Genomic DNA, 26,415 nt, shown 5'->3' with positions numbered 1-26,415 from the left:
CTGCCTTCATCAGTACTTAGCTTATTACTGCTACTCATGCTCTCACTCCCTCTAAGTAGACTGTCAGTACTTACTGACTATTGGTTTTATTCTATTCATCTGTTTTAAAATTGTCAAGAAAATTTCCAGCAGTACACATTCTTATTCAGATGGAGGCAAGTCCAAATGATTGATCGGGAAAAGGTGCATTATACGAGTTATCTACACAAACATATCGCCTTTCGTGTCATAGATGGCCAATTATAACGGGGGTTCATTTGCGTATTCCTTAGGAAGTCCCGCGTTTATCACCAAGATCGTTCTAAAGCATTATAAAAATAGACGGAGCTTTTTGCTCCGTCTGATTGCTAGAATATTTTTTTCTCATTCAACTCGAGAGCTAATTCTTTAAAGAACTGTAGCGATTCTGGATTTCCCATGGAGTCTGCATTGACTACTTCATCAAACTCGAAACCTAATAACACTTTACGTATCGGGACTTCCATTTTCTTTCCGTTCAACGTTTTGGGAATTTGTTCAACGACATGGATTTGGTCAGGTATAAAGCGAGGGGACACATGCCCTCTGATTTGTTCCTTGATTTTTGCCGTCAATGCTGTATCCAGGCTTTTACCGGGCTTAAGAACAACGAACAGCAGCAGTGATGATCCGCGGCCAAGCACTTCCCTATCTATGACAAGGCTTTCCATCACCTCGTCGATCGCTTCGACGACCCGGTAGATATCGCTAGTTCCCATCCGTACACCAGAACGGTTTATGGTCGAGTCGGAACGTCCATAAATGATACAGCTGCCTTTGTCGTCGATTTTTATCCAATCACCATGTTTCCATATGCCAGGATATGTATCGAAATAACTCTCGTAGTATCGTGAACCGTCTTGATCATTCCAGAAGTATAACGGCATGGACGGCATCGGTTTGGTAATGACCAGTTCACCGACTTCATTTATCAATGTTTGACCATGCTCATCAAAGGCTTCCGCACAAACACCTAATGCCCTACCTTGTATCTCTCCGATTCTCACGGGTAGTGTGGGAACACCACCAACAAATCCGGCACAAACATCGGTTCCGCCACTGGATGAACTGAGCCAGATATCCTTCTTGACATTCTCATACACCCATTTATAACCGTCGCCAGACAATGGAGCTCCAGTGGAAAAAAGAGCTTTCAATTTGGATAAATCATATTTTTCCATGGGTTTGTTTCCCAACTTCATGGAATTAGTAAGGAAAGGTGCACTTGTTCCAAAGAAAGTCATGCCTGTATCTTCCGCCAATTCCCAAAGGGCATCCATATTCGGAAAAGAAGGACTGCCGTCATAAAGGACGATGGTCCCTTCGTTAAGCAAACCGCCCATAAGGAGGTTCCACATCATCCATCCTGTCGTCGTAAACCAGAATATAGTATCCTCGGAAGTCATGCCTTGATGGATTCTTGTAGATTTAAAATGCTCCAATAATATGCCGCCATGCCCTTGTACAATTGGTTTTGGCATCCCGGTTGTACCTGATGAATAAAGGATCCACAGCGGATGATCGAACGGAACACTTTCAAAAGATAATTCTGCCTTTTCTTTTAAAAGATCATCCCAAGCAATCATATCTGAGAGATTCACTTCCAAATTCTTTTTTTCTATGTAAGGAACCAACACGGTATGCTTGACGGTAGCCAATTCCTGTTTAAGCTGAGAGACGACTGATGTTTTATCATATACATTTCCGTTGTACTGATACCCATCAACTGCCAGTAATACAACCGGTTCAATCTGTTTGAACCGATCTATGACGCTTCTTGCCCCAAAGTCAGGTGAGCAACTGGACCAGATGGCACCTATGCTTGCTGTTGCCAAGAAAGCTATGACCGCTTCGGGAATATTCGGCATATAGGCAACAACACGGTCACCGGATTTCACACCAAGTTTCCTTAATGAATGGGCGACAGAAGCTACTTTTTCTTTCAGCTCTTTCCAGCTGACCTCTTGCTGCCTGATATGTTCGGAGCGAAAAAAAATCGCCGTTTTCCCTTCTTGATCATTCAATAATGCATTTTCAGCATAATTAAGCCTTGCCCCCTCGAACCATTTCGCACCAGGCATTGATTGCTCCGCTAAAACCCTGTCATATTTCCTGGCTGCTTTTACTTCACAATAATCCCAAATTGAAGCCCAAAATTCCTCCTGTTCATCTACCGACCATTTCCATAATTCATGATAATCATGAAATGTTAAACCTTTCTTTTCTTTTAACCATTTCACATATTGAGTCAATACCGTTTGCTCGATTTGTTCCTTTGTCGGTTCCCAAATGATTTGCCCATCTGTAAGCGATTTCATTTCATCATCTCCCTTAGGTATCAAATGCGTTATTGAATCATTTCATAATATTGGTAGTTTACTTAAATTGTAATCTATGAGTTTAAAACCGTCAATTTACACTAATCTTAAATAAGCTCGTTTCTATGTATGGGCAGGTTAATAGAGAAACATGTCCCTTTCCCTTGTACACTAGATACATGTACCGTTCCATCCATGCTTTTGATAACGCTATATGAAACCATCATACCTAATCCCGTCCCTTTATTTTTTGTCGTGAAGTAAGGCTCACCTAAACGGTATATTTGTTCCTGTGTCATTCCAATTCCCTGATCTTGGATCTTAATTTGGATGGTGGAGGCTGCATGAAATAAATGAATGTATATTTCGCCATCATGGACCATCGATTCTATTCCATTCTTTATGATATTGAATAAGCATTGCTGGAATTTCTTCCTTTCACCCATGACATAATAAGCCCTATCTTCGAGTAGGGATAACTTCAATTTTATTCCATTATTATAAGCAAAGGGTTTTATGCTGTCCACGACATGCTGAATTTCCTCGGATATCCTTAATCGCTCTGTGTTTTCAGGGCTTATGGCGGCAAAAGTCAAATAATCATTAATGACCTCCGTGGCCCGATCTAATTCATTCAGTGCAATATTTGCATATTTGACCTTTGTATGGGAAGACACATCTTCACTTAACATTTGAATATATCCCCTGGTAACTGTAAGGGGATTTCTGACTTCATGAGATATGCTTGCAGCCAGATGACTGACGACCTGTAATTTTTCCGCTTTCACTAATTTTTCGAGAACCTGAAAATTAGTGAGGATGACTTCCCATAATAAGATTACAACAATGATTCCTATGACATGGATCGAGAAGTATTGTTTCCATAGACTTATACCGATAGGAAGTTCAAATACTACTGTTGAAATAAACTGTGTGAGAATATGGACAATGAATATTAATGATATACCCATACAGATTTTTTTACTGACAGACATTTTTAGATAGTATTTAGATATAAAAAACACGGAAACACCAATGAGTGGAAAAGTTATACATGAGATATAAAATCCATTTTCCCCCCCTGATAAATAGCGAATAAGAAGAGTGATGACTATCAATATGATTCCTAACCGATAGCCCCCATATAAACCGCCTAAAAGAAAAGGGATCCATCTGAGGTCCCAAACAAAATCCTCTTCTATAACAACGGGAAATAACATGCATAGAACAAGTGAAAGAATAGGGAAAATCGATAGGAAGGATCCTTTTAATGCATCTAAACGGTATACGTACTTCACTAGATAGCTCATTTGCAATAAAAAGATTGGAAAAAGGATTATTAAAAAGTTAATCAGTAAATCTTTTGTCATAAGATTCATTTTTACACCGAACTTTCGATATTTTTCGAAGATTTAGACAGGTATTTCAATAATAACAAGATAGAGAATGATAAGCTAGTGAAATTTCGATGCGGGAACTTAAAAGGTTCCTCTCCCGACATCAGAAAAGAATTTGAGGTGATGTTATAAAAAATACCCGTTCGTAAAGTGTACTTTTACAAACAGGTATTTTCTTCCTATATTGGTAAAACTGTTGAATTCTCTAAGAGCTAGACTAGTTAGAGTTCTTGTAATTCCTAGTTTATTTAACTTTCTAAAAAATATTTCTAATTCCTTCCGATCTTTATTCTCCACTTTTAAAAGTTAATCATACTCACCTGTTAAACAATGAAACTCCAATACTTCTGACCTAGACACTAATGCCCTTTCCAAAACTTCCATTTTTTCTAAGACAACAATTTTTAATTAGTATTAATGGGGAGACGTAAACCCTATTGATGGAAATATGGACTGATCGTTAAAAATGATCAGTCCATTGTATATCGCAATTTTTTTCCTTCTAGAAAAACGCCCTGTTAAGAAACCGATTTTAGATATAGAAGTAAGATGTTACAGTTCATTACTCTCATGGTTCCTGAATGTTTTCCCATCATGGTAATAAAGTTCAGAACCTATATGAACATTGTCATTTTCTTTCAATCGTCGAATAAGTTCTTCACTTTTTGTTTTATTCATTTCTTTATACCAGGTTCCTTGTGGATATAGAACAGCGATTGGACCATGCTTGCATTGGCCGTTACATAATGTTTTTGTTGTGTGAATCTCCTTTTGCAGCTCTAAGTTTTTCAATTCTCCCCTAATGGTCTCTGTTACTTCTTCTGCTCCATTTTTCGTGCATGTTTTCCCGTTGCAAATTAATAGATGCCTGCTAACCCCATCTAAGTTCATAAAAATTCCCCTTTTTCTTTTTTATTTGACCTCTATAACAAATGGATAGCTATTGACTTTACCATCAAATTTAAATTCTCCCCACACTTTGTAGATCCCAGGTTTATCAAATTTTGTTTCAAATAGTGTCTTTTCTTCTGATGCAGGGTGCACATGAACAAAATTTTCACCCTTATCATCCAAAATAACAACATGGCCTAGAGCACCCAGATAGGGCTTTGGAGTAATCCCTTTCGTATCAAAACTTAACGTCACAGCTTTGTTTATTCCTAGCTCTGTAGTTGTTAATTCAACTGTTTTTTGATTGATTGTTTTTGTTAAGTTTGTATCAACCTTAAGTGGGTTTTCCTTATGTTCACTATGACTTTTCCCTACCTGCAGCCCTACCGGACTAACCTGATAGGCAAGGTTTTTGGGTTTAATGTCAACAAATGCTTTATAAGAGTTTTCAGGTAGGTCGAATTTAAGAGTATAAACGCCATTTCCTTTTTCCTCAGGATGTAAATGATAAAAGTCTTCTAAGTCGGCACTTACAATAATTAAATGCATAATCTTTTCATGTGATATCTCTAAATTAGGTGAATTTTGATTTTTATCCTTCACATCAATGGTAATTATACCTTTTTCATATTTTACGTTAGTGACCACTTCACTTTCTGAATGAGCTACATGATCTGAATGCCCATCCTTACCATCACTTTTTTTGCTCGTATGATTATCGTTATGTGATTGCTCAATAATAGATTCTTTTTCCTCATCACCCTTTGTTTTTGCCGCATGGGTATCCGAGTGATCGTTATTACTGTTCAAGCTTGCATATATGGAATAACCGCCAATTACTAATCCAAGATACACAATGGCTGAAATCGCCCAGGTCAACATGTTTTTTTGTTTCATGAAAAAACCCTCTCTTTTAAATAGATAGATTATCCTTTTAACTTAATCCTTTGTAATCTGAGTGCGTTTAAAACAACTGAAACTGAACTAAATGCCATGGCTACTCCTGCAAGCCACGGTGCCAGAAATCCTAGTGCTGCAATTGGAACTCCTATAGCATTATAAGCAAAGGCCCAAAATAAATTTTGCTTGATATTTCGAATCGTCATTTTACTCATAAAGATGGCATCGGCAATACTATTTAGGTCTCCTCTGATTAAGGTGATATCAGCAGCTTCCATTGCTACATCCGTACCCGTACCGATGGCCATGCCAATATCAGCAGTAGCTAACGCTGGAGCATCGTTAATTCCATCACCGACCATTGCCACTATCTTTCCAGCTTTTTGAAGCTTTTTAACTTCCTCTGCCTTACCTTCAGGCAGGACTTCTGCTATAACATGGTCAATTCCGACCTCATTTGCAATTGCTTGAGCTGTCTGCTTGTTATCACCTGTAATCATGACGACTTCCAGATCCATCTCTTTTAACCTTTCAATTGCTTTCTGAGAGGTTTCTTTAATTGTATCTGCGACAGCAATCACTCCAGCGAATTGATTATCAATGGCTACTAGCATTGCAGTCTTGCCTTGTTTCTCTAAGTTTTCCATTTGCGGTAATATGTCTTGAATATTAATCCTGTTTTTAGCCATTAAACGGCGTGTTCCAATTAATAAGGATTTGTTTTCAATTGTAGATTCAATTCCAAAGCCAGGAATCGCTTCAAAATGTTCAGAGTTGCCTAGTTCAATCCCTTTTTCTTTTATGCCCTCAACAATTGCCTCAGCTAACGGATGTTCAGAATTTCTTTCTGCAGCTCCGACTAGCTTAAAAAATTCCTTTTCTTCAATCCCATTTGAGAGAATAACATCAGTAAGTGTTGGTTTTCCATTTGTTACAGTTCCCGTTTTATCAAGAATCACTGTATTCACTCGATGAGTCGTTTCAAGATGCTCCCCGCCTTTAAACAAAATCCCATATTCAGCTGCGCGACCTGATCCAGCCATAATGGAAGTCGGAGTAGCTAGACCTAGAGCACATGGACATGCGATAACTAATACGGCAATTAACTTTTCAAGAGCTACTGCAAACTCTCCCGGACTTACAGCAAAGTACCACACAAGAAACGTAATAATTGCTATCCCCACTACAATAGGGACAAATATTCCTGAGATGACATCGGCTAAGCGTTGAATAGGAGCTTTGGATCCTTGTGCTTCTTCGACTACTTTGATAATTTGAGCTAAGGCGGTATCCTTTCCTACCTTTGTTGCCTTAACCTTCAGAAACCCGTTTTTGTTAATTGTTGAGCCAATTACTAAATCTCCTACTGTTTTATCAACAGGAATACTTTCACCTGTAATCATTGACTCATCTAGGGCAGATCTCCCTTCAAATATTTCTCCGTCTACAGGTACCTTTTCACCTGGTTTAACATAAACGATATCTCCAGCTATTACCTCTTCGATAGATAAATTCATTTCTTGACCGTCTCTTAAAACTGTGGCTGTTTTGGCTTGCAGACCCATAAGTTTTTTTATGGCCTCCGATGAACGCCCTTTTGCTTTTGCTTCAAATAACTTACCTAGTATTATAAGTGTAATTAACACAGCACTTGTTTCAAAATATAATTCAACCATGTGTGCTTCGGACCCTATTGACATAATGCTTAAGTAAACACTATAGAAATAGGCTGCAGAGGTTCCAAGTGCAACTAAAACATCCATGTTTGCACTTTTATTCCTTAATGCTTTAAAGGCGCCTACGTAAAACTGGCCTCCAACAAAAAATTGAACAGGAGTCGCAAGCGCGAGTTGGACCCATGGATTCATGAACATCTCTGGTAGCCAAATAAAAGATGTAAATTCAAAATGACTGACCATCGCCCAAAGTAAAGGGATGGACAAAATAGAAGAGAATATGAATTTTCCTGTTTGTTTCTCAATTTCCTTCTGTCTATGATCAACCTTTTCGCCTGTAGTTTCTTGCTTTTGTTCTAAATGATAACCCAATTTCTTAATGGCATCCTTCATATCAGGGACCGAAACTTCGTCAGGATTATATTCTACAAGGGCTGATTCTAAGGCGAAGTTTACAGTTGCGTTTTGTACTCCATCTACCTTGTTTAAACGTTTTTCAATCCTGTTAGCACATGCAGCGCATGTCATACCAGATATATCAAATTCCGCTTTTTCACTAACCACTTTATACCCTAAGGATTCAACTTTATCTTTAAGTTGGTTAACACTTGATTTGGATGGATCAAACGTTAATTTTGATTTTTCTAACGCAAAATTTACGCTTGCATCTTCTACTCCATCTATTTTTTTGAGACCTTTTTCTATTCTCATTGCACAGGCTGCACACGTCATGCCAGCTATTTGAAGTGTTATTTCTTTTTTATCGCTCATAACCTTACACTCCTATCACCACATACTACAGTGGGGTATATTTTTTAGGGAAGAAAACGTGCCGGGATGAGACAGCACGTTTTTCAATTCCTTAGTGACAACTTTGATCTTTAGGTAATTTCTTTAGCTCCACTCCATAACCTTGGTCCTCTATCATGTCAGTAATCTCCTTTAAAGAAACTGCTTTCGAATCAAATGATACATCTACTTTTTCTTCATCTAAGTGAACCTTTACAAAATGAACTCCATACATTTTTCTTACGTTCCCTTCAATTGAATTAATACAATGCCCACATGACATTCCTTTCACTGTTAATATTACTTTCTTCATTCTTTTGTCCTCCTTAATTTATTTGATTTTATTTAATAAAAAACCATACCCTGGTATAGTATATTAATTTCAAAAAAAATTGTTCCTTAATCAGCACGTTCTTGAATCCAATTTTACTTTCACGGAGTATACTCCAGTTAATTTCCCTACACTACATTCAATCGCTTTAATTCAATTCCCATAGGACATACCCTTTACATTTAAAATGTTTTTTCCATGATGGCTCAATCCCCTTCTATTTTTTCATTAATTTTTGAAATGTAACCAATTACCTCATCCAAAACCTCTCTAACTCCCTCTTGAATTCTTTCAAGAACACATCTTTTTAAATGACCCTCCAATTAAATTCGAGAAACACTATTTAAAGATAATTGGGTCGCAGCTATTTGTGTAATTCGTCATGTACGTATCTTTTCAATTAACCCTTTTATTTCCCGAATTTGTCCTTCCACTCGATTTAACCTTGTTACTAAATTATTTTTCACATTAACTGAATGGTGACTTTTCCATTTATATTCTGATGAGCAACATGAATCGATTACAACAATATTATCAAGACTATCTAAATTCATGTCAATTTTTCTCAACTCCTTTAACGAATAATACTATACCCCTCTATGGTATGTAAAGCCCATTTTATATATACTAAAAAAAGTTATTGAACATAGTATTTTTTATAACTCATGGATGATTCCCTGACTAATCTGATTTTGTATTAAAATTTGCTTTTGATTTCTTCTAAGAGCTAAAGCATGGTGGTACCAAGGATGATTGGCTAGAAAAAGAACAGGAAAAAACACTGAAACGACGAAGTCATTCCAGTGCCATCAAAAATATCCGAGTACGAATTTAATAAAGAGCTGACTTTGCGAGCATGGTGATTGTCGCATCATCCATCGGAGGATTATGAAGCCCTGCGCGTACATCCCTATAGTAACGTTGCAGGGGATTATTTCGTTGTAAGCTTTTGGCTCCGACGACCCTCATCGCTTTATCGACGATGGAAATCGATTTGTTGACGACCGATAACTTAACAGCACCCAATTGCTTCGATAATTCATCATGATTTTCAGGGTGCCGGACCCATTTTTCTGCGACAGAGTAGAGGAAATGGTGTGCTTCGCCCAATTCCAGTTCCATCTCCCCAATTGTCCGTTGAACATTCGGAAGGTCCCTGATTGGTCCTGGTAAGCTATTGGGAGAATAGGTTTTCGCAAATTCGACTGCGTAATTTCTGGCAGCCACTGCGATTCCCAAGTAGCAAGCCGGTATATGTAATAGCCACGCTTCAGGTTTTCTTTTTTCTCCAGAAGTGCTTTTCATGACATAATACTTTTCAGGCAGGCTGACGTCATTTAACACCAGATCATGACTTCCTGTCCCCTGCATGGAAATCATATCCCAAGTTTCTTCTATACTTACCCCCATTACATCACGGTGAATTAAAAATGTGCCTAGCCGCTCATCCTCGGGAACCCATGCCGTTACTAGAAAAATATCAAGGACGGGAGATAGTGTAGTGAAGGTCTTTCTGCCATTCAAATTCCATTGTTGACCTTTTTTGATAGCGATCGTTTCCGGTCGGCCTCCGCGCGTCGGGCTTCCCGTGCCAGCCTCAGATGCTGCCGTGTTGATGAGTGCGCCTTTCGACACTTCATCGAACAATTCATTCATGACTCCTTTTTCCCATGGTCTCTTCTCCGTTAAGGATAGGACCGTTCCGACATGCCAGCCTATTCCTAAGGCTGTTGGGCCGCAATATTGAGCTATTTTTTCTTGGCATAGGAGAAAATCATATAAGGAACCGCCATATCCTCCATCCTCTTTTGCTAAAGTTAATTGGGGGTATCCGAATTCCTTTAATTCCTGAATGTTTTCAAAAGGAAATCCCTTTGAATCATCAAGCGCTTCAGATCGGCCGGTAAAGGACTGAATCGCTTCCTCTAATTTTTGAATATATTCTTTTTGCTTCTGTGATTGAAAAAACGACATGAAGATCATCCCTCCTGTAGTAAACAAAATCCAGAACCATCCAGCAGCAGAAACAGAACTGCGAACTCCACTTTATCATATCACCTTAGTGTAGTTTATGGTTTGAATCTGCGCATTAAGAGTCAATGTCTTCATTTTTATATTCTTTGTTCGCGTTCTTGTAAGCTTCCTTCGCCTGATCAATATCTTTGTTTTCGAGAAAGTAAGCTATCGCCGCTTGCCCGATTCCATATGTGACCGCGCCCGCTACCGCACCGGAAACGGCTAGACCAGCTCCTGGGATGAAACGGACTGCAGCCCTGACACCTTCCCTGACAAGGAGACCGATTCCAACATTGATCCCTAATGCCGCAATGAATTCACTTGCCGTTTTTGTATTGATTTCTTTATCCGCGATAAATCCAATCACCACAATCATCAAACCTTGAATGCCGGTCAAAATGGGAAAATCGGCGAAAGGTATTGGCTCCGCACCGATTATACCGGCTATTGCCGTAAACGTTCCCACTATCGTCCGCGCGAATTTCTTCTTAACGAATTGGCTCTGCATCGCTTTGGCGGTCTTCAGCTTCGCTTCACTGGGTAAGGCCTCGATCAAGTAATCAGAAAGCAAATCTATGTTCCATCGCATATCGTATTCAATATTTCCGCTTTCATCAAAATCAATATACGAACAAGTAGGAATGATGTTCAATAGTGGTATATCATTCTCTTTAAATCGTTTTGACATCAAAGCGATGGCTTCATCAATATTTTGTTTTTTCTTAGGATTGGCATCAAAAGGTGCTTGTTTATAATGTGGGGGATCCAATTCATCCACTTGTGTGACCACACAGATGACGGGTACATCATAATGGTGATTCTCTTTAACGATTTTGCGCAGCTTATTCAATTCTTTTAAATCTTCTTCAATCCGTGAATCAGTTTCTTTTGCTTTAATCAAGAAAAGAAACACATCTGGCTGTTCCTCGGTTACCGCTTTTATCAATTCATCCATTGGTGTTTCTGCTTCAAACTCTTCCGTGGGTGCTTCGCTCTCTCCCAGCCCCCGGGAGTCCAGCAAACGGATTTTGGGCTCGGCATCACTCGGGTACCAAAGCCATTTTCCCTTACCCGTTCCAGATTTAACGGAACTGACATATTGCCGTTCCTGACCAAACATCGCATTGATCAGTGATGATTTTCCGGACCCTCGCCTTCCGACAAGAGCAATCCTCGGTTCCCTTGCATCAACTGTCATCGTTTTAAGCTTTAAGAGCTGGTCCAGCATTTTGTTCTTTTTCGATTGTGAAATGGGCAGCTTATCTACCTGGCCTTTAATGAAACTGAATATGCTTCCCATTTCATCGTGTTTTTCCACCATCAGTCATTCCCCCTTGTTAAGAAGTGTTTTAAGTAACATTTACCCTTGAACGATTCAATTTAAGCATGTAACTTCATTCTTAAGGGGCCCATTTCTTATTTTCATTTAGCTCTTTTCTTTTAAGAACATAACGACACTGGCCATGTATTTTTGGATTTCCTGGACTTGAAAGGCGGCAGAATCCGCAATCTGTTTGTAATGATGCTGTCCTTCATCGGTGATTCGTAAATATCGTTTAGTTCGTTTTTCACTTTCCCACCTGCCGACAAGAAGGCCGTTCTCTTCCATTTCATGAGATAAATCGTATAAATAGCCGTTTGAAGCGATCCAACCGAACTGATTTTTAAGCAGATCTCCAATTTCCCCCATGTAAATGGGCTTCTTAGTGAAAGCGGCTTTTAAAGTTACATAACGGACAAGGTCTTTCACCGATATTATTTTCGAGAAATACGACCTGTATTCTTCAGGAAGCTCATTAAGAACCGGTGGGTTTTCACCAGAACCCCTTAAATCGAACATGAAGCGATCAATGACCTTTTTCACTTCGGAAAACCGTTCCAGGAAATTTTCTTGGTACCATATGTAAAGCTCTTTGCCTTTTTCAGTAATTTGATAATAATTTCTTCCCTTATTCGTATATAATGATAAATGGTTGGATTCGACTAGCGTATTGGATATTTTACATAGATAGTCATAGCTATGCACTTTTCCAGTGAACGTATTTTTTAGGTCCTGATGAATCGCCCTTGGATAATTCGCTTTTATTCTCAAAGAGTGTAGTAAAAAAATCGTTAAAAATTCCCGCTGGCTCAACCCAACCGTTTCAACCGTTGCAGACAGTTTCTCCCCTTTCTTCACTGTCAAAACCCCCTTTATATCGTGTTTATATAACATATTATTAATTATTTCTTCCTTCCCCTTATTATCCTGTGCTCCCACATAATAGTAAAGTTTTTAATGCCTAACTGCCTAGTACTAATTTTTCGAATTCGATCTGTTGTGGGATGAGGGAATTCAGAGTATTCTGTCGAGGTTTATTATGAAATATTTTAATATAACAAAAAGAAGAAACGGCCCATGTTAAGGCCGTTTCTTCTTTTTGTTTACTGTTCCGTTAAAATGATTGGATCTTCTTTTGTAATGACGAGGGTATGTTCATATTGGGCGGAAAGTTTTCCATCTGCCGTTCTCGCCGTCCAACCGTCTTGGTCCATTTTCATGTGCCATGTTCCCGCATTCAACATTGGCTCGATCGTGATGACCATACCCTCTTTTAGACGGGCACCTTTACCTGGCTTACCATAATGTAGGACGGTTGGGTCCTCATGCATGGTTTTACCGATTCCGTGTCCTGTAAAATCGCGGACAACAGAAAACTTCTCACCTTCTGCATATGACTGGATTGCATGCCCGATGTCCCCAAGACGATTTCCTGCCCGTGCAACTTCGATGCCTCTATATAAAGCATTCTTGGTTACATCCATTAAACGCTGAGCTTCATCGGAAACTTCACCGACTGCATATGTCCAAGCTGAATCCGCCAAACCTCCGTTAAGGTTCACCACCATATCAATCGTAACGATGTCACCCTCTTTTAAGGCTTTCTTTTGCGGAAAGCCGTGGCAGATTACATCATTCACTGATGCACACGTTGCATATTTGTAGCCGTTATAGCCCTTTTGTTCAGGTGTAGCACCATGCTCTGCCAAGTACTTATCGACAAACTCTTCGATTTCCCAAGTCGTGATGCCCGGTTTTATCATTTTGGCGATTTCTCTATGCGTCGCAGCAAGAAGTTTGCCCGCTTCATGCATCAAATTTATTTCTCGTTCACTTTTAATGGTTATCATTTAAAATCCTCTTTCGTTTTATAACTTTTCTGATTGAGACTCCTTAATTATCATATGCCTTTTTTTATATAAAAAGCAACCAAAAACCCGGTAAAAATCACCGGGTTAAATAATTCATGACCTTTTCTGTACCTGTAATTCGGAGAAAAATAAGCTTTTGAATTACAAAAGTGTTAAAAATCGAAGCCAACGTTTCCGTTTCTTACACAATTGAATATTCCAGGTGTTAATTACCTAGAACATTATCATCACCATGGACTTAATGATCTTAAAAATTCTATATAGGCCCATGAGCATTAATTGGGTACAGATTCCCATTAAATGCAAATGAAACTCTTCCTGTTTCCTCTGATACGACCAATACAAGGGCGTCACTTCGTTCAGATAAACCTAAAGCAGAGCGATGGCGAGTTCCAAGTTTTTTTCCCCCTGTTGATCTTTCGGAAAGCGGAAGGACATTTGCTGCAGAAACAATTTGATTTTGACTAACCAATACAGCACCATCATGTAGTGGATTTCCAGGGAAAAAAATTGATTCCAATAAAGAATGGGTTAACTCCGCTCCTATTGAAATACCTGGTTGGATCAAAGAATCAAGAGGATCTCCCCGTTGAATCACAATCAACCCGCCATGTCTCAAGTTCGACAAATTTTGTACGCAAATTGATAATTCGGGATATTTGTCCGTAAACGGTGACAAATAACAGTTCAAATAAAAGGTTGCTGCTTTCATATCGATGTATACAAATTTATCCTTTATTTTCTCGAAATTTCCAAGGAGACAATAATTTTCATTACCCATTGCTTCTAAGTTATCCTGTAATGCCGATATGACTTGGCTAATTTCCTCTTTTAACATTTGTTTCATTGGTGAAAAATCACAATTGCCATTAGTCACAGGCATGCACCTCCCTTTTTATTATTTCACTCTCTTTTTCAATAAATCTTAATTGGCCTCTAAAAGACCATTCTTATTTTACCTAGCTCTATTTATGCCTTGTTAAATTTATAATTATGAATGTACTTAAAGTTTGTCTTCAAGCTAATTAATTATTCATCTTAACTATCAATCAGTAATGACTTCACATTTTTTTATGTCATATGGACAAGGTAAAAGAATAGATATGTTAATGACCTATTGAAAAATATCTTAGAATAAGAGGTGGTATCTGATGCCTTACGTAACAGTATTTGACCAAGGAACGTTTGAAGTGGAAAATGGAAAAAAGCTAGTATTAGCATTGGAAGATAACGGTATTAATATTCTCCACCGCTGCGGCGGGAAGGCTAAATGTACAACTTGCAGAGTGGAAATATTGGCAGGTGATTTTTTGGAGGTCACACATAAAGAAAAAAAGGTCTTTGAGGAAAAAGGAATGGAAGATCATTTGCGTCTATCTTGTCAAATTTACGTGAATGGAGACATAACCGTTCGGCCGATCAAGACGGTTGAGAACTCTGGAGTTCCTGCTGGGCCAAGGCCTGCGGACTAAATAGTAGTATCAAAAAACATCAAAATGACTAAAAAATAGTTTTTCTAGTCGTTTTGATGTTCTTTTATCTTTAGCTAAATGATTTACTTCTTTTCCATGACCGCAAAGTAATTATCTTCATTATCAGCAAAATTGAAGACTCTTCCAGATGGCATATTCACAAGTTCCCCAACTTTGATATTCTTTTCCGAAAAATCTTTATATAATTCATCAAGATTATCCGAGTAAAACATTAACGAAGGTGTATTAAGATTTAATTCCGGCTGCATTTTAGCAATGAATTCCTTATTATGCAGGATGATACTCGTTTGTGCTTCCTTAGTTGGGGCTATTTCAATCCATCTTAGCCCTTGGCCATTATCTTCTTCAGAAATTACACTAAAACCGAATTTTTCCGTCCAAAATTTCAATGATTCATCTTGGTTATTTACATATAACATGATTTGACCGATTTTATTAATCATTTGCTTCTCTCCCTTTCTGGTGGCTCCGTTATTAATGATATCCATTACGTATAAGGATATTGTTGGTTGGAAATATATAACTAATTGAATCGTATAATAAATACAAGATTTAATCAATATTTACCAAATGAGAATTCCCTTCCAGATATTACGCTACCACAGTTAACGCTACTATAACTTTATATCTCTAATAGTAAAAAAACGTCGCTGTTTTAATGCTCCTATTCATTTCATCAAGTGTATAAGGAAAATGATATTTTTAGGAAGCTGCCGCCGGTAGTTAAAAAAAGCTGTACAAACTTTACATACAGAAATTTGCAGGAGTTGCAGGGATTTTTGATTTTCCCCAGAACATCTATACAGAGTATTTCTCAAAGGAGAGTGAAATGGTGGTTCTATCGAAAGAGGGTTTGTTAAATATATTGGAAGGCAACAGGAGATTAACGATGCGGGTGGTTGAAGCCTTTCCTGAAGAGGAATTATTTCACTATACCCCGGCCGGGAAGCTTCGCCCTTTCGCAGAGATGGTTAAAGAAATCCTGAACATTGAGACTGGATATATGCGTGGCATTGCACTTAGTGTTTGGGAGTATCCAGATTCGTTTGCTGGAATTTCCACCAAAGAGGAACTAGTTTCAGCTTGCGAAGCAGTAAGGGATGATACTAGGAAACTGTGGGAGGAAATGACCGAGGGAACGCTCGCAGTTGTGGAAAAGGATCCCTTTTTCGGTCCCTCACAAAGCCACTTTGATAGGCTTCAATACGCCTTGGAAAATGAGATCCATCATAGGGGACAAGGCTATATCTATCTTAGAACACTCGGAATTGAACCACCGGAGTTTTTCGTCAGGTAATGATGAAACAAGATGTCATAATGCTTGTAGCAACGAATAAAAAATAAAAAAAATGGAGTGAGATGAATGTCAATTGATGCATATCTTAATTTTAATGGGAATTGTCGAGAAGCAGTAGAGTTCTACGCAGATGTTTTTGGAACCGAACAACCAAATATCATGACCTTTGGGGAAACACCTGCTAATCCGGAATTTCCCCTTCCAGAAGAAGCGAAAGATTTAGTCATGCATACAAGGCTGAAGATTAATGGAAGCAATGTCATGTTTTCCGATACTTTTCCTGGTATGCCCTTTGTTGAAGGCAACAATATCAGCCTGGCATATGTTGGTAATGACGTGGAAGAAATCAAATCGATTTTTAACAAACTAAGTGTGGGCGGCACGGTTGGTCTTGAGCTCCAAGAAACATTCTGGAGTAAAATTTACGGTCAGTTAACCGATAAATTCGGAATCAAATGGCAATTTAACTTCGAGAGCTGAGAAATGAACATGACCCTTTATTGATTATTCTTCAAATTGGATATAGGTCTTTTCACTGGTGAAAAGTTTCTATATCCTTTTTTGTTTTTCCTTCACCAGGAACAAAGATAATGTAACTAGCATAAGGAAATAAATATTCGTTACCCCTTAGAGATGGGGATGCTATATAAGGGTCATTAAAATTAAGGGACTAGCTATAATGATTGGCTAGTAAAACTTGATTTCTCAGAACGGTTTATAACTTCACCCTAACCCTTACATCATTTTCTTGGTCCCTAATAAATGGTGTATAGTAATAGGGTACCTTCAAGATATTTAATCTTATCGGATAAATTCCCAGCTCCCTAATACCTCACCGCTAAACATGAAAGGAGAAAAAATTTTGAAAAACAAAATTCAAAAAATCACTACCAACTTGTGGTTCGATACTAATGCTGAAGAGGCGGCAATGTTCTACACTTCCATCTTCGAAAATTCTAAAATCGGTAGAATCACTCGTTATGGAAATGAAGGAAATCAAATCCACGGGAAGCCAGAGGGATCAGTGATGACACTGGAATTTGAATTGGAAGGACAAGCATTCGTAGCATTGAATGGCGGTCCTCAATTCAAATTCACAGAGGCCATATCATTTATCATCAATTGCGAGGATCAAGAAGATGTGGATTTTTATTGGGAAAAACTTTCCGAAGGCGGAGACGAAAAAGCGCAAGTGTGCGGTTGGCTGAAAGATCGATTTGGCGTTTCATGGCAAATTGTTCCTGCGGAACTAACCGAGATGGTAAACGACTCCAATCCTGAAAAATCAGAAAGGGTTATGAAAGCGTTGCTCCAAATGAAGAAAATTGACATAAAAACTTTAAAGCAGGCGTATATAGGATAAGTTCCATGAAACAACTATCCTGTAAGTTGTGTTTATTCCAGAAGTATACGTTTTGAAGTAAATAAAGCCTAGTTTCTCGGTACTGCAGGTGTTTAAATTATTCCTAAAAGTTGTTACTCCTCACTTTCCTGGCGATCTCCTTTTTAGAAAAGAAAACCTTATTAAGTATAATGAAATGAATGATCTAGATAGTTTTTAAGGGAGATATAGAAACGATGGACAATAAATCTACACCAGAATTACAGCGTGGCGATGAAATAATAGAAAGAAAAATCCGCTATGACTCCTTAGTTGTGGAATATAGCTGTTTGCTGTTAAAAGCACAAAATCAACATGTCGTGCTTTTTCATGAAATCATGGATTCGTTCACGATGAAAGCGGGTCCTATAAAACTAACCATTCCTATAGGCAGTTATACGATTGCTCATTATTGGAAAGACCGTCCTTATAATTTATACATCTGGAGAGATAACGAAGGGCATTATTTAGGATCCTATTTTAATATTGTAAGGAATACATATATGGAGGATAAGTTGGTATCCTTTGAGGATTTGATCATTGATATCTTGGTGCTTCCGGATGGGGAACATTTTATTTTAGACGAGGAAGAGTTACCTGTGCCATTAGAGCAATATAAGAGTGGTTCTGTTAAACTAGCCCTAAACTCTTTACTTGATTCCATTGATATTCTTCTTTCACGAACCATTTCAGAATCCGAGAAACTCTATAAACATAAAGACATCCTTCCATGGTTGAACAACAAATGAGATTGGTTTTGATTCTTTTATCTCCACAACATTGAAACCTTTACAATGAGCAAAAAGCCTACTTCATTCAGTAGGCTTTTTGTTCTCCCTCACTCACCATCTGCTTGAGCTGATATACTGTCGGCAAGCTCCTCAATGTTCTTAGATACCTTCGCACTGTATGAGTAATCACCGTAGCAATATGGGTATCGAAAATTTCCTTTGTCTCCGCCGCAATCATAAAGGCTAGGGTTTTTTTCGACCTGAAGCATGGAAAACTTCTTCGCAAGCTCCTCAGTATGCTTGCCACCTTTATTCGCAACGAAATCAATATAACCAATTCCCATGTTATATGCTTGGATGATCGTGGCAAAATCCACGTCCTTTTCCTTGCCATATTCATTGATTCTCTTAAAGTGTTTCACTCCATACTTAATGCTTTCCGTTGGATCTGTGATCGTATTTGGATCAAGACCCGCTGACTCAGATGCCTGCATTGGGTCACCTCCCCGTCCTCGGCTTTCCTGCTGCATCAAAGCAATCAATGTCGAAGTATGCTCCTCAAGACCGTATTTAGCCAACTCGTCCCTGAGAAGTGAACTATACTTTTTCACATTCGCAAAAGAATCAAGCGTATTTACTGATGTGGAAACATTTTCGTAATTGGGGGTTCGCATGATCTCTTTTATTAGCAAAAATGCAAAGATGAGGATAAAAATGACAAAAACATTCTTTGATTTCTTACGTTTCTTCTTCACAATCTCTCTCCGTTATCTCTAAGTTATATATTTATATTTTAACAAATAGTAAGAGTAATAACTATTTAGAATACCAATTAAATGTTCTAGAAAATAGATTACTAGCATTGAATTAGTATTTTATTTTTAACTCTTAACATAAACGCAAGAAAGCTTAAAAAGACCTGGTCACTCAGCGTATGTTTTTTCAGATAATGAGACACACTATTGTGTGGAGGTGATATGTATGGATAGGAAAAATGATAAAGGAGAAATCCTTGATGATAAAAAGATAAAAAATAGAAATGAGTTTGGGGCAGATCCTGATGAACAAGAAATGAATGGTCTGTATGGTATGTTGGAAACTGAATATGAAGATAAACTTCATGATAAAGAAAAATGACGATTGGTTTCTTGAAATTTTGTTAAGCGCCTTGTATGGCGTTTTTTTAATGAGTTCATCAATTTTGAACTTCTTTAATCTATTCTAAAGGTTCGCATTTAGACTATAAACGGATTTTTACATTTGGTCATTAACTATAAATAATACCATTAAAAGGGAGTGACCTAATGCTGCCACTCCCTTTGTTAATTAGTATTGTGAAGATTGTCCGCCATCAATCGGAATGACTACCCCGTTGATGAACTCTGATTCCCCTGATAATAAGAAAGCGACTAAACGGCCGACTTCTTCAGGTTTACCAAAGCGTTTTTTAGGATTCATACTGACGAAATCCGCCATTGCTTCTTCCCAATTCTCCCCGCCTATTTGTCTGAATGAACCTTCTACCATCGCTGTTAAGATTACTCCTGGTGCAATGGCATTTATGCTGATTCCGTATTGACCATATTCTATGGCAGCTGTTTTTGTTAATCCTGCTACAGCATGTTTACTTGCAACGTACGCAGCTTGGTTAAGAACCGCACGGATTCCGCCTACAGAAGCAACGTTCACCACTGCCCCTGATCCTTGTTCTTTCATGATTGGCAGGATGTATTTCATGCCATAAAATACACCATTAATATTGATGTCCGTTACTTTGTTGAAAACGTTGCTATCGTATTCAGCTGTAGGTGCCTGTTTACCTTCGATACCCGCATTATTATAAAAACCATCGACTCTTCCATATTTGCTGACTGTTTGGTCCACATAGTTCTTTACTGCTTCTTCATCCGATACATCTGCAGTGATCAGAAGCACGTCTGAATTTGGTGCAATTTCAAAGATTAATTTTTTTGTTGCTTCCAAAGATGCATCGTTTAAATCAACTAATGAAAGTTTAGCTCCTTCTTTAGCCATTTCCAATGCGGCTGCTTGTCCTAAACCTGATCCTGCACCTGTAATGATTACTACTTTGCCATCGAATCGTTTGTTCATATGTCAAAACTCCCTTTTTAAGATATCTGGAAAATTTAATTAATAATAATGATTACCCCTTAAAGCTTAAGAATCCATCATCAACAGGAATGACTTGTCCATTAATGGCATCCGCTTTTTCGGAGAACAAGAACATTACAACTTCAGCAACTTTTTCTGGCTGAATCAATTTTTTCCTCATATGAAGTTGTGCCAAACTGTCCAGGAACTCTTGATCATCACCAATGATCGGCGTTTCGATAAAACCTGGTGCAACACCGACAACACGAATCCCAAATTGCGCAAGTTCAATTGCTCCAGATTTAGTCATGGCAATGACTGCAGCTTTTGCAGCATGGTAATTAAAGCTGCCGATAGAAACCATCGTCCCATATATTGAGGCTGTATTGACGATTGTTGCGCCTGTTACCCCAAGCTCCACCATCTTCCTTGCTGCATAATACATGCCATAATAAACGCCGTGTTGGTCAACATCAACGACTCTGTGGTAAGACTCTGGATCCATCTCTAAAAATGGTTTTACTAGTCCAATTCCAGCGTTGTTGAAAATGCCGTCGATGGTGCCATGATTGGCAACTGCAGCTTCTACCATCGCTTCCACTTCTTCCGCTTTAGCTACATCCACTTTCACAAAAGAAGCCGTGCCTCCCTTTTGTTGAATGGCTTCAGCCGTTTCTTTAGCAGCAACATCATTGTAATCAGCCGCTACGACAATAGCTCCCTGTTCAGCTAATTTAAGTGCCGTTTCCTTTCCAATTCCGCTGGCTGCTCCTGTAATTACTATGACTTTTCCTTTTAAACTCATATATTCGTCCCCCTATAATAAAGTTTATTGCTTATCAGATTAAAATGGCCCCGCCGTCGATTACAAGTTCTTGACCTGTAATGTGGCTGGAAAGATCTGATACTAAGTACATCATTAGATTTGCAATTTCCTGAGGCTCAGCATACCGACCATCCGGAGTCGTTGCTTCCAATTGTTTTCTAGCCGTTTCAGCTGCCGCGGAATCACCTTGACCAAATCCGCTTTCAATCGACCGCATCATAGCCGTGTTGACGACACCTGGGCAGACGGCATTCACCCGTACACCATGGGGAGCAACTTCGACACCAGCAGTTTTCGTCATTCCAAGAACCGCATGTTTACTTGCACCATATGCCACCATGTTTGGCGTTGCGAGTAAACCGGCTCCAGATGCTGTATTTACGACCGCCCCGCTTTTTTGTTCAATCATATAGGGCAATACATGTTTCAAACCCAAGAAAACGCCGCGTACATTTATTGACATTAATTGATCGAAAACTTCAGTAGGATAATCGACAAGAGGCATGATTTTGCCTTCCCACCCTGCATTATTCAGGAAAATATCGATTTTCCCATAAGAATCTATCGTTTTTTTTACATAATTTTTTATATCGTCCTCATTTGTAACATCGGCTTTAACGAACTTCGCTTCGCCGCCTTTTTCTTTGATTTCATTTACCGTTAACATGCCAGCCTCTTCAGAAAGGTCTACAACAACCACTTTGGCTCCATTATCTGAAAGTGTAATAGAAGCTGCCCGGCCGATACCCCCGCCGCCGCCGGTAACAATTGCTACTTTTTCTGTAAAATCAAATGCTTGCATAATATTCTCCCTTTCTCCCTTTGATCTTGGTGATGATATTCTTGTTTGAATACGATTACATCATAACATTGTTTTTGTCGATTGTCGACAATTTGGCTTTAGAGTCAAAGACTCTACATCACTCCACGATTCAGAGCTTCATTAATTTCATTTTTTGCCTTAACGAAATCGTCTTCGATAATGGCCTCAATAGACATTTTTAATCTGAAATGGAAATTTTCCATCGTTTCTGTATTCCATTGACTTTGGGCAAAAACCATGAGGATATGACTGGCTTCCTCAAAAAATCTTGATAATGCTTTGTTATTAGCGATTGAAAAAATATATCGAAATATCTGTTCAGCTTTTTTTTGATACTCGATTACATTACTTTTCACACACTCATCCGTTGCACTTTCCAAATGCTTTCGTAAAGATTGCTTATTCTCTTCGTGCCACCTTCCTTGGGAAAATTCAATGCCCATCTGGATCAGCCCGATCGTAACATCATTATATTCAATGATTTCCTTTTGTGAAAATGGCTTGACGATCGTTCCCCGCCTCGGCATCCTCTCAACAATACCGTCAACCTGCAATAGATAAAGGGCTTCGCGTACTGGTGCACGGCTCGTATTCAATTCCTTGGAAATGTCTTCTTCGACGATTTTCTCTCCAGCTTCTATTTCCCCTTCAATGATTTTTTTTAAAATGTGTTTAGCGATTTGTTGTGGTAACGATTCTCCAAAATAAATGCCATCTGTCAAATTGGAAGGATTTCCAAACATCTTTTAGCACTCCTATACTTCTATAATTGATTTTAGTTCTTTTAGTATAACATAAGGATAGGAATTAACTTCCTTAAAAAATTACACCTCGTAATGTTAACCAACCAAGAAAAACGTATTAAACCAGGCAAAGCTCAGAAAGACAAGATGACTGAACGCTTCTTCGAAGAGTTATTCTGAGTTTGAAGTTACATTCAGCAGATTTGAGCCCCTTTTATAGAAAGGGCTCTATGGTCCACTTTTTTATTCCACTAGCCTTGGTTTCGCTGGATCGCAGTTAGGCTTTTCCGTGTCTGTCGATTCAGCGAGTTTCGTTAAATAATAACATTCTTCACGCCACATATGATCGGCCATTAATGGTGAAAACGTTCCAAGAGCCTGCGCACTAAGGTCAAGCTCCTCCAATTCAAGCAGAAAGTGCTGAAAGAATTTAATTTCCAATGTAACGTCCTGATTCATTTTTTCCAATGCTGGGAATGTTGACAGATTGGTACGTAAATATCCAGCCATTTCAACAGCTTTTAAATAAAAATCATTAAAATGTTTTTTATAATGGTCACTTTTCTCCTTTAATCTTTTTTCAACTTCATCCATATTGGATGATATTGCACTTGCATGCCCAGCTGCATCTAAAAGCCAAAGCAAATGATGATGAAGTTCATGGAAAACAGGCGGCATTTGATTTGAATTGAAGTATTTCAATAATCTTAAATATTCTTCTAATTCGTTCACCATATGATTAATGAATGAAGGTGAAAGATGTATTTTTATTTTACCCACCAGATGTTCTTTAAGTAGGCTTAGCTTAAACTCACGAAATCTTAATGCCTCTTTTTCTGCCATGGCAGTAAGTTGCGAAATCTCTTCCGAATTGGCTTTACCAAGGAGAGTATCAAAAATTTGAATGAATTCTGATGCAATTTCAATATTTTCCACTTCAACCGGAGCTAAAGACTCATGGATGAACCTGCCATGGTCTCCTAAGATTTGCAGCCAAAACCGATGCTCGTATCTTGCTGTTTTCTCCAAAAACTCGTTCATTCGCTCTCCCCCATAATTAAAAGTATCGAGACTCACTTATAATTTGTATTCCAAAACCTGCACACTTATTAATATTAATTAAATGGGGGTCATGAAGCTTAAGCCTGCTCCCTTCCCGCATGATAGTTCATGCACCAAGAAAAAAATAAATGTGTTCCTATCTTAATTGCATTACAAGCATACCTTCTTCAAAAACGGTGGTTTTTGTACTTATTTGAATCTATATTTGTTTTGATTTAACAGTTCTGATTATGGTAAAATTTGTAATATTACGATTATTTGGAGGGAGTAGATTGTCAAAGGAAATACAGAGTTACATTGACTGTCAAATGGTGAAAATTCCTGGGGGAGAAATAGAATTAAGGGACGATAGAATTAATAGCAAATGGAAAGCTGAAATAAGACCATTTCTTCTTGCCCGTTATCCTGTTACTACGGATTTCTACTATACTATTACAAATAAATCACCTAATTCTTTTGATCGAGATCTAAAACCTGTTGTAAATATTTCTTGGTATGATGCCATTTCTTTTTGTAATCTACTTTCACAGAAAGCTGGACTGGGAGAGTCTTATTCTATTAATGGTGAAAACATTGTTTGTGATTGGGAATCAAACGGTTTTCGACTTCCTACAGAAGCAGAGTGGCAATATGCATGTAAAGCTGGGACTGCTGGTTATAGATATGGAGAGCTGAATAACATTGCCTGGTATAACGAAAATTCAGGAGGCAAAATCCATGAAATAGGAACAAAGGAACCGAATCCATGGGGGCTGCATGATATGTTAGGGAATGCTTGGGAATGGTGCTGGGATTTATATGATGAACAAGTGTACGGCACCTACCGTATTTTTCGAGGAGGTAGCTGGGCTGAGGATGCCAGGGGTTGTGGAGCTTCATGTCGTCGGCGCAGCCATCCGGCATTTTGCATAGACGACCTAGGATTCCGTCTTGCCCGGTCTTTTTAACTTCAGCACGCATCGGCCAACTCATATGCAGTGGCTAAAGCGGTATCCGGCAAACATATGATAACTTCTTCACCACCATAACGTCCCAATAGATCTCCCTCCCGAATGTGCTCCTTTGCAGTATTTGCAACAAGCGTTATGACCACATCCCCTGCTTCATGTCCAAATGTATCATTTACATCTTTAAAATGATCGATATCGAACATGATGACAGAAATATTGCCGCCTTCCATGTTTAGAGCATCGAATAACATTTCCGATTTATTAATGAAAAATGTTCTATTCAATATTTGGGTTAATCCGTCCAAGCTGGCCAGTTGTTTCAACTTTTCCAGCATTAGAACTCTTTCAGTTACGTTGGCGAAAGTGATGATCTGTCCGATAGGAAGGTTACTTTTGTTGAGCACAGGTGAAAAACCAATATGGTAATGTACCATATTACCATTTAGGCTGCAATTAAAATCACTGTCTTGCTTAAGGTCGATTATTTCCCTAAGACGATGATTCCCATTTAGCAGACTTGTAATCGATTTACCTATGGAATGTTCATTCAACATGGGGATGACTTTGCGCATTCCATGATTATAGTCAACAATCAAACCCTGTTGATTTAAAACGATGACGCCCTCTTTCATACTTTCAAAGACTGTTTCCCGAGCGATGGGGGCTACATTGAACATTTGAAAAGTCAAAAGTGCCGCACCATGAAAGATAAACGTGATACTCATGGATACAGGACCAAGATCGATACCATATGAGCTTAATCCATTTATATAATAGTAATTTGCCATTACAGGAATAATAAGACCTGCCACCATCATTGATATTTGCATCCTGAATCTGAATGAGGATTTTTTCACCTGCTTTAGCAATATGATTATACTTAACATGACACATAAAAAAAGGAAAAGGGAGTGGATGTAAAACCAAGGGCCCCCCACCAGTTTAATAATTGGAAAAGGACTATCGCTTCTCAATTCCATTGATTTGTAATACAAGTGATGAAGGTCATTTGTATAATGCATGAAAATGGTGATGAACGGAATGATGAAGAGTGCATATTGCCAGACCTTCTTAATTCTCTGCCCGACATATTCAAGGCACATCAACAAAAGGAATACTGGTATGAATGGTAAGGCCAAGTACTGGACCCTTAACCAAAATATGATTTGTTCCAAAGATGTACTGGAAAGTTCGAAAGCATAGGAAAAAGCGAAATGGAAGACAATAATGTCACGAGAATATAGGGTTTTGCTCCAGGTGCCTCCTTGATCCTTAACTGTGCAAATAAACATAGGAACAAGCTTAAAACACCTGCCATTATAACTACGAGTATGTATAACAATAATTCCCGTGGCAATGCGATCAACTCCGTTTATCAAAAAACTTTTTCCGTTTATTATATTGCACTTTATGACTAGATTACCAGAGTTTATTCACGGAATTCTGAATTTTAAATGTCAGGATTTTAT

At 38.4% G+C, this 26,415-nt stretch carries 26 protein-coding genes and 2 pseudogenes; 7 read left to right on the top strand and 21 right to left on the bottom strand.

Annotation, left to right across the window (positions count from 1 at the left end; genetic code table 11):
* Positions 1-347: 347 nt before the first annotated feature.
* From QNH43_RS13460 to cdaS, 13 genes and pseudogenes are all read right to left on the bottom strand, one after another.
* Entirely contained in the window at positions 348-2,336 is a 1,989-nt protein-coding gene (locus QNH43_RS13460; RefSeq protein ID WP_283918220.1) for an acetoacetate--CoA ligase, read from the bottom strand.
* A 107-nt stretch (positions 2,337-2,443) separates the two neighbouring features.
* Positions 2,444-3,706 carry a sensor histidine kinase gene (locus QNH43_RS13455; protein ID WP_283918219.1) on the bottom strand — a complete coding sequence of 421 codons (1,263 nt, stop codon included), beginning with the start codon at positions 3,704-3,706 and terminating at the stop codon, positions 2,444-2,446.
* A 153-nt stretch (positions 3,707-3,859) separates the two neighbouring features.
* Positions 3,860-4,123, bottom strand: a pseudogene (locus QNH43_RS13450) (Lrp/AsnC ligand binding domain-containing protein); the annotation flags it as partial.
* Positions 4,124-4,285: 162 nt separating this feature from the next.
* Positions 4,286-4,624, bottom strand: a complete 339-nt coding sequence (locus QNH43_RS13445; RefSeq protein ID WP_283918218.1) for a (2Fe-2S) ferredoxin domain-containing protein — start codon at positions 4,622-4,624, stop codon at positions 4,286-4,288.
* Between the two features lie 21 nt (positions 4,625-4,645).
* On the bottom strand, positions 4,646-5,521 hold the full coding sequence (locus QNH43_RS13440) for a DUF8832 domain-containing protein (RefSeq protein WP_283918217.1): 876 nt from the start codon (positions 5,519-5,521) through the stop codon (positions 4,646-4,648).
* A gap of 29 nt (positions 5,522-5,550) precedes the next feature.
* Entirely contained in the window at positions 5,551-7,971 is a 2,421-nt protein-coding gene (locus QNH43_RS13435) for a heavy metal translocating P-type ATPase (protein ID WP_283918216.1), read from the bottom strand.
* 91 nt (positions 7,972-8,062) lie between these two features.
* On the bottom strand, positions 8,063-8,302 hold the full coding sequence (gene copZ / locus QNH43_RS13430) for a copper chaperone CopZ (protein ID WP_283918215.1): 240 nt from the start codon (positions 8,300-8,302) through the stop codon (positions 8,063-8,065).
* A 235-nt stretch (positions 8,303-8,537) separates the two neighbouring features.
* A pseudogene (locus QNH43_RS13425) lies at positions 8,538-8,874 on the bottom strand (metal-sensing transcriptional repressor).
* Positions 8,875-9,151: 277 nt separating this feature from the next.
* A complete protein-coding gene (locus QNH43_RS13420; protein WP_434060176.1) occupies positions 9,152-10,294 on the bottom strand; it encodes an acyl-CoA dehydrogenase family protein in 1,143 nt (380 codons plus the stop codon).
* A gap of 115 nt (positions 10,295-10,409) precedes the next feature.
* Positions 10,410-11,657: a GTPase family protein gene (locus QNH43_RS13415; RefSeq protein ID WP_283918214.1), complete on the bottom strand. Its 1,248-nt coding sequence runs from the start codon at positions 11,655-11,657 to the stop codon at positions 10,410-10,412.
* 105 nt (positions 11,658-11,762) lie between these two features.
* On the bottom strand, positions 11,763-12,515 hold the full coding sequence (locus QNH43_RS13410; RefSeq protein WP_076369211.1) for a PadR family transcriptional regulator: 753 nt from the start codon (positions 12,513-12,515) through the stop codon (positions 11,763-11,765).
* A gap of 245 nt (positions 12,516-12,760) precedes the next feature.
* Positions 12,761-13,507, bottom strand: coding sequence for a type I methionyl aminopeptidase (gene map / locus QNH43_RS13405; protein WP_192204779.1), 747 nt, complete (start codon positions 13,505-13,507; stop codon positions 12,761-12,763).
* 277 nt (positions 13,508-13,784) lie between these two features.
* Positions 13,785-14,411, bottom strand: a complete 627-nt coding sequence (cdaS, locus tag QNH43_RS13400) for a sporulation-specific diadenylate cyclase CdaS (protein ID WP_434060175.1) — start codon at positions 14,409-14,411, stop codon at positions 13,785-13,787.
* 268 nt (positions 14,412-14,679) lie between these two features.
* Here cdaS and QNH43_RS13395 point away from each other — a divergent pair, with 268 nt between their 5' ends.
* The gene (locus QNH43_RS13395; protein WP_283918212.1) at positions 14,680-15,000 is read left to right on the top strand and encodes a 2Fe-2S iron-sulfur cluster-binding protein; all 321 of its coding nucleotides are present in this window, start codon (positions 14,680-14,682) and stop codon (positions 14,998-15,000) included.
* Between the two features lie 83 nt (positions 15,001-15,083).
* Here the strand turns inward: QNH43_RS13395 and QNH43_RS13390 are convergent, their stop codons facing one another.
* Positions 15,084-15,464, bottom strand: a complete 381-nt coding sequence (locus tag QNH43_RS13390; RefSeq protein WP_283918211.1) for a VOC family protein — start codon at positions 15,462-15,464, stop codon at positions 15,084-15,086.
* 386 nt (positions 15,465-15,850) lie between these two features.
* Here QNH43_RS13390 and QNH43_RS13385 point away from each other — a divergent pair, with 386 nt between their 5' ends.
* The 4 genes from QNH43_RS13385 to QNH43_RS13370 all read left to right on the top strand — a co-directional run bounded on the left by QNH43_RS13385 (position 15,851) and on the right by QNH43_RS13370 (position 18,448).
* Positions 15,851-16,318, top strand: coding sequence for a DinB family protein (locus QNH43_RS13385; RefSeq protein WP_283918210.1), 468 nt, complete (start codon positions 15,851-15,853; stop codon positions 16,316-16,318).
* A 66-nt stretch (positions 16,319-16,384) separates the two neighbouring features.
* Positions 16,385-16,798 carry a VOC family protein gene (locus QNH43_RS13380; RefSeq protein ID WP_283918209.1) on the top strand — a complete coding sequence of 138 codons (414 nt, stop codon included), beginning with the start codon at positions 16,385-16,387 and terminating at the stop codon, positions 16,796-16,798.
* A 382-nt stretch (positions 16,799-17,180) separates the two neighbouring features.
* Positions 17,181-17,681, top strand: coding sequence for a VOC family protein (locus QNH43_RS13375; protein WP_283918208.1), 501 nt, complete (start codon positions 17,181-17,183; stop codon positions 17,679-17,681).
* 215 nt (positions 17,682-17,896) lie between these two features.
* Positions 17,897-18,448, top strand: coding sequence for a ribonuclease FAU-1 family protein (locus tag QNH43_RS13370; protein ID WP_283918207.1), 552 nt, complete (start codon positions 17,897-17,899; stop codon positions 18,446-18,448).
* A gap of 89 nt (positions 18,449-18,537) precedes the next feature.
* Here the strand turns inward: QNH43_RS13370 and QNH43_RS13365 are convergent, their stop codons facing one another.
* On the bottom strand, positions 18,538-19,185 hold the full coding sequence (locus tag QNH43_RS13365) for a lysozyme family protein (RefSeq protein WP_434060174.1): 648 nt from the start codon (positions 19,183-19,185) through the stop codon (positions 18,538-18,540).
* A gap of 226 nt (positions 19,186-19,411) precedes the next feature.
* Here QNH43_RS13365 and QNH43_RS13360 point away from each other — a divergent pair, with 226 nt between their 5' ends.
* Positions 19,412-19,567 (top strand): DUF4021 domain-containing protein, encoded by a 156-nt coding sequence (locus tag QNH43_RS13360; protein ID WP_283918206.1) that lies wholly within the window; start codon positions 19,412-19,414, stop codon positions 19,565-19,567.
* 189 nt (positions 19,568-19,756) lie between these two features.
* On the opposite strand, the gene QNH43_RS13355 is transcribed toward QNH43_RS13360, so the two are convergent.
* From QNH43_RS13355 to QNH43_RS13335, 5 genes are all read right to left on the bottom strand, one after another.
* The gene (locus tag QNH43_RS13355) at positions 19,757-20,542 is read right to left on the bottom strand and encodes a glucose 1-dehydrogenase (protein WP_283918205.1); all 786 of its coding nucleotides are present in this window, start codon (positions 20,540-20,542) and stop codon (positions 19,757-19,759) included.
* Between the two features lie 52 nt (positions 20,543-20,594).
* Positions 20,595-21,347, bottom strand: coding sequence for an SDR family NAD(P)-dependent oxidoreductase (locus QNH43_RS13350; protein ID WP_283918204.1), 753 nt, complete (start codon positions 21,345-21,347; stop codon positions 20,595-20,597).
* A 34-nt stretch (positions 21,348-21,381) separates the two neighbouring features.
* Positions 21,382-22,170 carry an SDR family NAD(P)-dependent oxidoreductase gene (locus QNH43_RS13345; RefSeq protein WP_283918203.1) on the bottom strand — a complete coding sequence of 263 codons (789 nt, stop codon included), beginning with the start codon at positions 22,168-22,170 and terminating at the stop codon, positions 21,382-21,384.
* A gap of 113 nt (positions 22,171-22,283) precedes the next feature.
* Positions 22,284-22,934, bottom strand: coding sequence for a GntR family transcriptional regulator (locus QNH43_RS13340; protein WP_283918202.1), 651 nt, complete (start codon positions 22,932-22,934; stop codon positions 22,284-22,286).
* Positions 22,935-23,177: 243 nt separating this feature from the next.
* Positions 23,178-23,975 (bottom strand): DUF2935 domain-containing protein, encoded by a 798-nt coding sequence (locus tag QNH43_RS13335; protein ID WP_076369183.1) that lies wholly within the window; start codon positions 23,973-23,975, stop codon positions 23,178-23,180.
* Positions 23,976-24,304: 329 nt separating this feature from the next.
* Here QNH43_RS13335 and QNH43_RS13330 point away from each other — a divergent pair, with 329 nt between their 5' ends.
* A complete protein-coding gene (locus QNH43_RS13330; RefSeq protein WP_283918360.1) occupies positions 24,305-24,943 on the top strand; it encodes a formylglycine-generating enzyme family protein in 639 nt (212 codons plus the stop codon).
* 2 nt (positions 24,944-24,945) lie between these two features.
* Here the strand turns inward: QNH43_RS13330 and QNH43_RS13325 are convergent, their stop codons facing one another.
* On the bottom strand, positions 24,946-26,238 hold the full coding sequence (locus tag QNH43_RS13325) for a histidine kinase N-terminal 7TM domain-containing diguanylate cyclase (RefSeq protein WP_283918201.1): 1,293 nt from the start codon (positions 26,236-26,238) through the stop codon (positions 24,946-24,948).
* Positions 26,239-26,415: the final 177 nt, after the last annotated feature.

It is taken from the genome of Peribacillus simplex (assembly GCF_030123325.1).
GTDB classification, from domain to species: Bacteria; Bacillota; Bacilli; order Bacillales; family DSM-1321; genus Peribacillus; species Peribacillus simplex_D.
The sequence above is the reverse complement of the archived record's forward strand: the minus strand, read 5'-3'. Positions and strand labels throughout refer to the sequence as shown.